Annotated in this window: 9 protein-coding genes; 4 read left to right on the forward strand and 5 right to left on the reverse strand. The window is 61.6% G+C overall.

Annotated elements, in window-relative coordinates; genetic code table 11:
* Positions 1-893 (reverse strand): phosphoribosylformylglycinamidine cyclo-ligase (gene purM, locus LDL37_RS08755; RefSeq protein WP_290796865.1); only part of this gene is annotated, 893 nt, incomplete at its 3' end.
* 214 nt (positions 894-1,107) lie between these two features.
* Between purM and rnd the strand changes: the two genes are divergently transcribed.
* Complete coding sequence (rnd, locus tag LDL37_RS08760; protein ID WP_290796868.1) at positions 1,108-2,256, forward strand: ribonuclease D; 1,149 nt, start codon at positions 1,108-1,110, stop codon at positions 2,254-2,256.
* Positions 2,257-2,579: 323 nt separating this feature from the next.
* Here rnd and ndk read toward each other — a convergent pair whose 3' ends face one another.
* The gene (ndk, locus tag LDL37_RS08765; protein WP_013480483.1) at positions 2,580-2,996 is read right to left on the reverse strand and encodes a nucleoside-diphosphate kinase; all 417 of its coding nucleotides are present in this window, start codon (positions 2,994-2,996) and stop codon (positions 2,580-2,582) included.
* Between the two features lie 96 nt (positions 2,997-3,092).
* Here ndk and LDL37_RS08770 point away from each other — a divergent pair, with 96 nt between their 5' ends.
* Entirely contained in the window at positions 3,093-4,994 is a 1,902-nt protein-coding gene (locus LDL37_RS08770) for an ABC-F family ATP-binding cassette domain-containing protein (protein ID WP_290796871.1), read from the forward strand.
* A 215-nt stretch (positions 4,995-5,209) separates the two neighbouring features.
* On the opposite strand, the gene LDL37_RS08775 is transcribed toward LDL37_RS08770, so the two are convergent.
* From LDL37_RS08775 to LDL37_RS08785, 3 genes are read right to left on the reverse strand one after another with little or no spacing between them, the layout of a single operon-like run.
* Positions 5,210-5,548: a proteinase inhibitor i78 gene (locus tag LDL37_RS08775; protein ID WP_290796874.1), complete on the reverse strand. Its 339-nt coding sequence runs from the start codon at positions 5,546-5,548 to the stop codon at positions 5,210-5,212.
* On the reverse strand, positions 5,545-5,994 hold the full coding sequence (locus tag LDL37_RS08780; protein WP_290796877.1) for a DNA polymerase III subunit chi: 450 nt from the start codon (positions 5,992-5,994) through the stop codon (positions 5,545-5,547). Before LDL37_RS08780 ends, LDL37_RS08775 begins: the two co-directional genes overlap by 4 nt.
* A 30-nt stretch (positions 5,995-6,024) precedes the next feature.
* Positions 6,025-7,494 carry a leucyl aminopeptidase gene (locus LDL37_RS08785; RefSeq protein WP_290796880.1) on the reverse strand — a complete coding sequence of 490 codons (1,470 nt, stop codon included), beginning with the start codon at positions 7,492-7,494 and terminating at the stop codon, positions 6,025-6,027.
* 291 nt (positions 7,495-7,785) lie between these two features.
* On the opposite strand from LDL37_RS08785, the gene LDL37_RS08790 reads away from it, so the two are divergent.
* Positions 7,786-8,940, forward strand: a complete 1,155-nt coding sequence (locus LDL37_RS08790) for an LptF/LptG family permease (protein WP_290796883.1) — start codon at positions 7,786-7,788, stop codon at positions 8,938-8,940.
* Positions 8,937-10,000 (forward strand): LptF/LptG family permease (locus tag LDL37_RS08795; protein ID WP_290796886.1); only part of this gene is annotated, 1,064 nt, incomplete at its 3' end. The genes LDL37_RS08790 and LDL37_RS08795, both read left to right, overlap by 4 nt.

The raw sequence follows: 10,000 nt of genomic DNA on the forward strand, positions 1-10,000 counted from the left end.
TGTTTGTCGATATTGCCTGCCTGCATCAGCCACTGGAAGACCGGCGGGAAGGTCCAGCCGTCGAAATCGAACTCGGCCTTCAACCCCTCGGCAATGGCGCGGCCGGGGTTTTCGATCAGGCCGCCGCCCGTGATATGCGCCCCGCCGGTGACCAGACCCGCCCTCATCAGCGGCAGAACCGACGAAATGTAGATGCGCGTCGGCTCCAGCAGGGCCTGAGCCAGCGATTTTTCAGTGGCAAACGGCGCATCGTCGGCCCAGCTCAGGCCCGAGCGCTCAACCACCTTGCGGATCAGCGAATAGCCGTTGGAGTGCGGACCCGACGACCCCAGAGCGATGATCAGATCGCCCGCCGCCTGTGCCTCCAGCTTCGGCAGCACCTTGTCGCGGTTGACCGCGCCGACGCTGAACCCGGCCAGATCGTAGTCTTCGCCCTCGTACATGCCGGGCATTTCGGCGGTTTCCCCGCCGACCAGCGCGCAGCCCGCGCGCTTGCAGCCTTCGGCAATCCCGGCCACCACCCGACGCGCCGTATCGACGTCGAGCTTTGAGGTGGCGTAGTAGTCGAGAAACATCAGGGGCTCTGCCCCCTGCGCCAGCAGGTCGTTGACGCACATAGCCACCAGGTCGATACCCACCGTGTCGTGGCGGTTGGTGTCGATGGCGATACGCAGCTTGGTGCCCACGCCGTCCGTCGTCGTGACGATCAGCGGGTCGTCATAGCCCGCCGCCTTCAGGTCAAACAGGGCACCAAACCCGCCCAGGCTGGCCTCGGCACCGGGACGGCGCGTGGCCTTGGCCAGCGGTTTGATGGCGTCCACAAGCGCTTCGCCCGCGTCGATATCGACGCCGGACTGGGCATAGGTAAGGCCGTTGGATTGGGGCTCGGTCATAAAACTAACCTTAAGTGTACGCGCCGGAAAGCGATTTGAGGGTGATTTGCGCGCTCTATAACCGGCTTGACGCTTTTCGTCCCGCAAAAACTTGCTATAGCTATTCGCAAAATCGTCAAATCGTGCGCCGGGCAGCCGCCGTGCGGTCCTTTCTTTTCATCGCCGTGGAAAAAGACGGGCATCCCCGTCGCGCTTCACGCACAAAGTCGTATTTATGCCCACTATCACCACGACCGCCGCCCTCACCGATTTCTGCGCCAAAATCGCCAGCGCCCCGTTCATCACCGTCGATACGGAGTTTATGCGCGAAACCACCTACTGGCCCAAGCTGTGCCTGATACAGGCAGCGTCTGAGGAGCACGCGGGCATTATCGACCCCCTGTCCCCTGACCTCGATCTTCAGCCGTTTCTGGACCTGCTGACCGATCCGGCCATCCTCAAGGTCTTCCACGCCTGCCGTCAGGACGTGGAAATCTTCAACAATCTGGGGGCCATGCCCGCCCCGGTCTTCGATACGCAGGTCGCGGCCATGGCGGCGGGCTTCGGCGATCAGGTGGCCTATGATTCGCTGGTGCGTCAGGTGATCAAGGTCGATATCGACAAGGGCTCGCGCTTTACCGACTGGTCGCGCCGGCCCCTGTCCGAGCAGCAGTTGCAATACGCGCTGGGCGATGTGACGCATCTGGCCAAGCTCTATCCGAAGCTGGTCGAAAAGCTCAAAGCCCAGAACCGATACGAATGGGTCGCCGCCGAAATGGCCGATCTGACCGATCCGAAGCTTTATAACACCTCGCCCGACGACGCCTGGCGACGGCTGCGTCCGCGCAAGCCCTCGCTGAAATATATGGCGGTGTTCAAGGAGGTGGCGGCGTGGCGCGAGCGCGTGGCGCAGGAGCGCGATCAGCCGCGCGGCCGTATCCTCAAGGACGAGGGCGTGGACGAAATCGCCACCCAACTGCCCACCGATGCGGCGGCCTTTGACCGCCTGCGCTCGACGCCCAAGGGTTTCGGGGCGTCCAAATTCGGCATCGAACTGTGCGAGGTGATCCAGACGGCTCTGGCCGAGCCGGAAAAATACGCCCCCAAGGTCGATAAGGCCCCGCCGCCGGTGCAGGTCCCGGCCAGCGTGGTGGAACTGCTGAAGGTGCTGCTGCGCGTGCGCTGCGAAGACGAAGGCGTTGCCCCGAAACTGATCGCCTCCGTGGCCGATCTGGAAAAGATCGCGCTGGATGACAAGGCCAATGTCCCGGCGCTCGAAGGCTGGCGGCGCAAGGTGTTCGGCGACGACGCCATCAAGCTGAAAAAAGGCGAACTGGCGCTGGTGCTCAACGGCACCCGCGTCGAGGTGGTTGAACTGGATTAGATTCGCGACCGAAGAATTTAACCACGATAAACACGAAAATCACGAACAACGCGGTCAACATTTGGCGCGATGCGCCGGGCACGCGGTCCGGCGACAATGACGGGAGGCCCTACGGGCGGAAAGTGGCGGTAGCCTTTTTGTGCTTTTCGTGCTTTTCGTGGCTAGAGCGAAATGACTTAGGTGGAAACGCCATTTCGCTCTAAATTTTTGTTTTGTCGCGATGTTCTTACGGAAAACCGCTCACACTTTTCCGCACATCGCTCTAATAAAAAACCCCGCCGGGCGCACCGGCGGGGTTTTAAGTTTCGGCAATAAGCCTCAGATTAGCCGACGATTTCGGCTTCCGAGAAGAACTGCGCGATTTCGATGGCCGCGTTTTCGTCCGAGTCCGAACCGTGCGCGGTGTTTTCACCGATCGACAGGGCGAACAGCTTACGGACGGTGCCTTCGGCGGCCTGTTCCGGGTTGGTGGCGCCCAGCACTTCGCGGTACTTGGCGACGGCGTTTTCGCCTTCCAGAACCTGAACGACGACCGGCGCGGCGGTCATTTGTTCAACCAGTTCGCCGAAGAAGGGGCGCTCCTTGTGGACGCCGTAGAAGCGCTCGGCCTGAGCCTTGGTGAAGTGAACGCGCTTTTGAGCGACGATGCGCAGGCCGGCGGCCTCGATCACGGCGTTGACGGCGCCGGTGATGTTGCGGCGGGTGGCGTCGGGCTTCAGGATGGAGAAGGTACGGGACATGGGAAATCCGTTTTGTCTTGCGTTTAGGTTGGGGCGGCTTATAGCGAGGCCGACGGCTTACGCCAACCGCTTTTTTACGACGTTTTTTACAGTCTCATGCTTCAGATCACCAACCTGACCTACGACGCCTATGGCCGTCGCTTCTTTGATGGCGCCAGCCTGACCCTGACGCCGGGAACCAAGGCCGGTCTGGTGGGGCTGAACGGCGTCGGCAAATCGACCCTGTTCGGCCTGATTTTGGGCAAGTCGCAACCCGGCGGCGGCGAAATCACCACGCCCAAAGGCTGGCGCGTGGCCAGTGTGGATCAGGAAATCGCCGCCTCGCCGCAGCACCTGATCGACGCGGTCCTGGCCATCGACACGCGCCGCGCCAATCTTTTGAAGGCGCTCGAAACCGCCGATCCGATGCAGCAGGCGGAAATCCACCACGACCTCTACGCCATCGGCGCGGATCGTGCGCCGTCGCGCGCTGCGGAAATCCTCAGTGGTCTGGGCTTTTCCAATGCCGACCTGACGCGGCCCATCTCGGACTTTTCTGGTGGCTGGCGGATGCGCGCGGCGCTGGCCGGGGCGCTTTTGGCCGAGCCCGACCTGCTGCTGCTCGATGAGCCGACCAACTATCTCGACCTCGAAGGGGCCCTGTGGCTGGAAGCCAAGCTGAAACGCTACCCCAATGCCGCCCTGATGATTTCGCACGACCGCGACCTGCTCAATGAGTCGGTCGATGCCATCGTGCACGTGGTGGGGCAAAGGCTCGACTATTACAGCGGCAATTATGATAATTTCGAGCGGATGCGCGCCGAAAAGGCCCGCCTCAACGCCGCCAATGCCGCCAAGCAGGAGGCTGAGCGCGCCCACCTCCAGGCCTTTGTCGATCGGTTCAGGGCCAAGGCGTCCAAGGCCTCGCAGGCCCAGTCGCGCATGAAGAAGCTGGAAAAGCTGCCGCCGATCGCCGCCAATATTCAGGACCGCGTCGCCCCCTTCCGCCTGCCCTCGCCTGAAAAGGAACTGGCCCCGCCGATCCTGCGTCTGGACGACGCCAGTGTCGGCTATGGGGATACGGTCATTCTTCGGAACATCAACATCCGGCTCGATCCCGATGATCGGATTGGGGTTTTGGGGGTCAACGGGGCCGGTAAATCGACCTTTGCCAAGCTGCTGGCCGGAGCCCTGACCGAAATGCACGGCACGCAGTGGCGCGACCGCCGCATGACGGTCGCCTGGTTCCATCAGCACCAGATCGAGGCCATGGACCCGGAAGACACGCCTCTGGAGATGATGCGCCGCGCCCGCCCGGATGAGACGGAATCCAAGCGCCGCGGGCGTCTGGGCAGCTTCGGCATGACGGTGGAAAAGGTCGAGACCAAGGTAAAGGACCTGTCGGGGGGTGAGCGCGCCCGCCTGCTGCTCAACATGGTGGCCATGGACGGCCCGCACCTGCTGATCCTCGATGAGCCGACCAACCACCTTGATATCGACTCGCGCCGCGCGCTGCTCGATGCGCTGAACGACTATGAAGGCGCCGTGCTGATCATCACCCACGACCGCTCGCTGGTCGAACTGGTGGCGGACAAGCTTTGGCTGGTCAATGACGGGACGGTGAAGACCTATACCGGCACTATGGACGACTACGCGAAGCTGGTGGTCGAACGCGCCAAGACAGCGACGCGCGAGGAAGCGCAGGCCGCCGCTAAGGACAAGCCGGCCAGCGTCAATACCAAGGAGGCGCGCAAGGCCGCCGCTGCTGCCCGCAACGCCATCGCGCCGCTGAAGAAAAAGGCCGACGACCTAGAGCGTCAGATTGAAACTTTGGGCAACAAGATCAAGATGATCGACCTGAAACTTTCGGACCCGGACATCTATGTGAAGGCCCCCACAGAGGCGGTCAAACTCGGCAAGGAAAAGGCCAAGCTGGAAGACGATCTGGTGAAGATGGAGGGCGACTGGATGGAGGCCGCCGAAGTCTATGAGACGGCCAAAACCGAGGCGGGCCTTTAATCTCCTCCCTGTTGCGCAGCAATGGGGAGGTGCCGAGCAAGCGAAGCGCGTCGAGGCGGAGGGGGATCACTCGGTTTCTCCCGAGGACACGACGTTTGTAATTCGTAGCCTCTTGGCTGGGTCATCTGGCAGAGTCGCCCCCCTCCACCCCTTCGTGGTCCCCCTCCCCACGCTTCGCGCAGGGAGGAGAGAAGGCCGCAAACTGCGCGATTTGCCTAACCGCAGGAGACCGACTTGATAATCCCCGTATCCGTATCGAAAATGATCGTCTGACGATCGGCGCGGTAATCCATGGTCGCCGCACAGGTCGAACACAGAACACGGCGCTTTGAAGGCTCCAGCGGCACCGGGATCTGGGTGCGCGGTTTACCCACCAGATATTGCAGGCTCTTTGCCTCGCATTTGTCGGTATCGACCGGTTTGAATTCCGGCGGTTTTTGCGGTGTGGGGCGCGATACAGCGGGTGGCGGCGGCGGTGAAACAGGCGGCGGGGCCGGTGTCGAACAGGCGGCCAGCAGCAACAGGGCCGAACCGGCCGCGATCTTTTTCATCATTGCACCTTCTCCCAACGACCGGCGTCGTTTTGTTTCCAGTAGGCCAGATCGAAATTTTGGGCCTTCAGCGTCTTCCATTGGGCGCGCGCCCAGTTCAGATGCGTCTCATCGTGGCCCTCAAACAGGATCAGACACCTCTGATACGGCGACAGTTCAGGCAAATTCATGGCGGACACCGAGAACAGCACCTCAGCCCCGTTGGCATTGCCGCCGCTGTCGCCCAACAGTACCGGTTGGCGCGCCGCCTGAGGCTCACTCTCCAGTCCATGCGGCAGAAAGGCCTCATCGCGATACGCCCACAGGTGCTGATCCAGTCCCTCCAGCGTCTCGCCCGCCGTCCCCAGCACATAGGCCTTCCAGCCCTTTTGCAGGGTCTTTTCCAGCAGGTCCGGCAGGGCGGCCTTCAGCGGCGTGCGTTCGAGATGATAGAACCAGACCTGAGTCATGGTATCCCTTCTTGTCAGAGGGGGCGTGCCTTACTGCTCGTAATAGGCCTCAACCAGCGCATTGAGCGTGCGCACGCCAAAACCGGTGCCGCCTTCGGGCACGGTGGTCAGGCGCTGCTCATTGGTCCAGGCGGTCGGGGCGATGTCGATATGCGCCCACGGCACCTCATTGACAAAGCGCTGAAGGAACAGGGCCGCCGTGATCGAACCCGCCGGACGGCCGCCAATATTGCGAATGTCGGCGATTTTCGAGTCGATCTGCTTTTCGTACTGCGGCGGCAGCGGCATACGCCAGGTGTTTTCCGACACCGACTTCGACGCATTCGCCAGCTTGTCTGCCAGATCGTCATTGTTGGAGAAGACGCCGGCATAGTCCATGCCCAGCGAAATGATCATGGCCCCGGTCAGGGTGGCCAGATCAATCATGAACTGCGGCTTGAAGCGTTCCTGGCAATACCACAGGGCGTCGGCCAGAACGAGGCGGCCTTCGGCGTCGGTATTGATGACCTCGATCGTGGTGCCCGACATGGCCTTCACCACATCGCCCGGACGCTGGGCATTGCCGTCCGGCATGTTTTCGACAAGCCCCACGATACCGACGGCATTGACCTTCGCCTTACGTCCGGCCAGCGCCACCATGGCTCCGACCACGGCCGCCGAACCGCCCATGTCCCACTTCATGTCTTCCATGCCCTCGGCGGGCTTGATGGAGATGCCGCCGGTGTCAAAGGTCACGCCCTTGCCGACAAAGGCCACGGGCTGCGCATCGCCCGCGCCATTCCACTGCATGACGACCAGCTTCGATTCCTTGCGCGAGCCCTGCCCCACGCCCAGAAGCGCGTTCATGCCCAAGGCCTTCATTTCGGCTTCGCCCAGCACCTCGACCTTAAGGCCCAGCGATTCGTAGCCCTTGATGATTTCGGCGTAGGATTCGGGATAGAGGACGTTCGGGGGCTCAGACACCAGGTTGCGCGCCAGAATGATGCCCTCGGCTACAGCTTTCAACGGTTGATAAGCCGCTTCGGCGGCGGCCACATCCGCCGTCACCAGCGTGATCGTTTTCAGCGCCGGAAGCTTGTCCAGCTTGGCCTGACCGAAATATTTGTCGAAGCGATAGGCGGCGAGCGTCAGGGCGAAGCGCACCGTCGCCACCTCTTGCGCCGCAAAGCCGGACAGATCAAGCGCCACCGAAGTCAGGCCCGACGCCTTGAGGCCGTGCCAGAGGCTGCCGGCCACCGATTCGAGCGTCTGGCCCTTCAGGTCGCCCAGAGGTCCGGCCCCCAGCGCCACCAGAGCCGTGTAGGTCTGATCCGCCGTGGCCGATACGGTCTGCACCTTGCCCTTAGCGCCGGTAAATCCTGACTTTTTAAGCGCCCCGGTGAAGTAGCCGCCCGTGGCGGTCTCCAGCGCCTGAGCGGCGGCGCTGAGGGTCAGGCCCTCGCCGACCACAACGGCCACGGCGGTATCGGCGGGAAGGATGGCGGACAGTTCGATCTGCATGGAAACTCCATCTGCGTATGCGGCGGGCCACGCACACACCCTTTGTCTCTCAGGGCAGGGACCCGCAATCCGCGCCCGTTTAAGCACCATTTGCCCGGCCGTGGCAAGGCGGTCACAGTTGTCTCAGGGCAAACAAACAACCGATTTTTCTACTGCACTGCGGTAGATGGCTTGCTATTGCCTGTGTATGCGGTCAAAACAGATCGTATAGACGGTGCGCGGCCATGATTTCGACAAGGCCGACATCTAAGTGCCATCTTTGTTTCTTTAAAACTTTTTTCAGGCTGGCCATTGCGTACGATCGAAGGTTACATCTCGCGCCAGATGCGCACGCCGATTCTGGGGGCGATTGCCGCCCTGACGGCTATCGCCATCCTGTCGCAATCCCTGACCCAGTTTGACGTCATCGTTGAACGCGGGCAGAGCCTGAGCACCTTCCTGAAAATCACCTTCCTGGCCCTGCCGCAGTTGTCCGGCCTGATCTTTCCGGTGGCCATCTTTGTCGGCACGCTGGTGGCGCTCAACCGTATGCACAATGACCATGAAATTGTGGCCAGCTATGCCAACGGCATGTCCTTGTGGCGTATCGCGTCTCCGGTGGTGCGCTTCGGGGTCTATATCACCCTGACGGGCCTGTTGATGACCCTGTTCATCCAGCCCGCCGCCTCGCGCGCCATGCGCGAAGAACTGTTCAAGATCAAGACCGACGTCATTGCCGCCGCTGTGCGCGAGGGTGACTTTTCGACGACGCCGTCCGGCATGACCATCTACGTGCAGCGGATTGATCAAAGCGGCCTTTTGCGGCAAATCTTCATCCGCACGCCCGGTGCCAACGGGCAGGACCGCACCTATATGGCGCGCGAAGGCCGCGTGATTACCCCGGCCAAGGGGGGGCAGGTCCTGATCCTGCGCGACGGATCGACCCAGCAATTGTCGCCGCAGGGCGTGCTGAACCATCTGACCTTCGCCGAATACTCCTTCGACATTTCGCAGTATGTGATTTCCGAAGATTATCTGCACTTCAAGGATTCCGACCGTTTCCCGCACGAACTCTTCTTCCCGAACCGCGCCATGGAGTGGGAAAACGGTAACTGGACAAAGCTGATGGCCGAAGGCCATGCCCGCATTTCGGGGCCTCTGTATAATCTGGGCTTCTGCTTGCTGGCGGTTGTGGGCGTTCTGGGGGGAACGTTCAGCCGTCAGGGCTATGGGCGTCGCATCGCCACTGTCTCCTTTATCGCCGCCGGTATCCGTATCGTCGGCTTTGCTATCGAGGCCGGGTGCGCCAACACACCCGTGGCCAATATCCTGCAATATGTGGTGCCGGTGGCGCTGATCTGGGCTTGCCTGGCCATCATCCGCAAAAACGACCGCACCTGCGTGCGGGGCAAGGCCACAGGCGCACAAAACCTGAGGGAACTCAGACCCCTCGGAGGTCAGGCATGAACCCGCTCACCGCCGCTCTCACTCTGCTGAGCTATGCCAATCCGTGGCGTCGGGAACGCCTGACGACCTACATCATCACGCGCTGCCTGATGGCCGTCGGCACGGCTCTGGTGATCGTCTCCAGCATCATCTTCCTGATCGACTATGTTGAAGTATCAAAATCGCTGGGTCAGCGCGGCGACCTGAGCAGCTTGCAGATCGTCGGTCTGCTGATGCTCAAATCCCCCAATATTATTCTCGTCCTGCTGCCCTTTGCCTTTCTGTTCGGCACCCTGTCGGCCTTTGTGGGGCTGAACCGCCGTTCCGAGCTGATCGCCATGCGCGCCGCCGGTATGTCGGCCTGGCGCTTTGTACTGCCGGTATCCGGCATGGCAGCCATTTTAGGGGCTCTGACCATAACCGTCCTCAACCCCATCGCCACCCGGCTGGCGGATGAGTACGACCGTTTTGCCGCGCTTCAATCACAATCCGATACGCGCGCCAAAACGGGCGAGGTCTATCTGAGACAGGGTGACGGCAAGCAGCAGACCGTTATCCATGCCCGCAAACAGAGCGATGATGGCCGCCTGATCGACGCCAGCTTCTGGACCTTTGCTCTGGACGAAACCGAAATCCCGCGTTTTCTGACGCGTATCGACGCCTCAGAGGCGGTGCTGCGACCCGGCACCTGGCAACTCAAGAATGCGCGCGTCAGCAAACCCGGCGAATCCCTGTTATATTACAACACCCTCTCTATCGACTCGAATTTGAGCCCGGAGCGGGCGTTCAGCCGCTTCGCCGTACCGCAATCGACCAATTTCTGGCAATTGCCCGGCACCATAATGCAGATTGAGTCTTCCGGTTTTTCGGCCGCAGGCTACATACTCCGCCTGCACCAGTTGCTGGCCACGCCGCTGATGTTCGCCGCCATGACGGCGCTGGGGGCCGCCTTCAGCCTGCGCCTGATGCGGATTGGCGGGCTGGCGCGACTGACCCTGTCAGGCATCGTGCTGGGCTTCATGGTGTTTTTCCTCAACCAGCTCTGTGGTTCGCTGGGCAAGGCCGAGGTTATCCCGGCCTT

Origin of the sequence: Asticcacaulis sp. (assembly GCF_020217185.1) — a bacterium.
Taxonomy (GTDB): Bacteria; Pseudomonadota; Alphaproteobacteria; order Caulobacterales; family Caulobacteraceae; genus Asticcacaulis.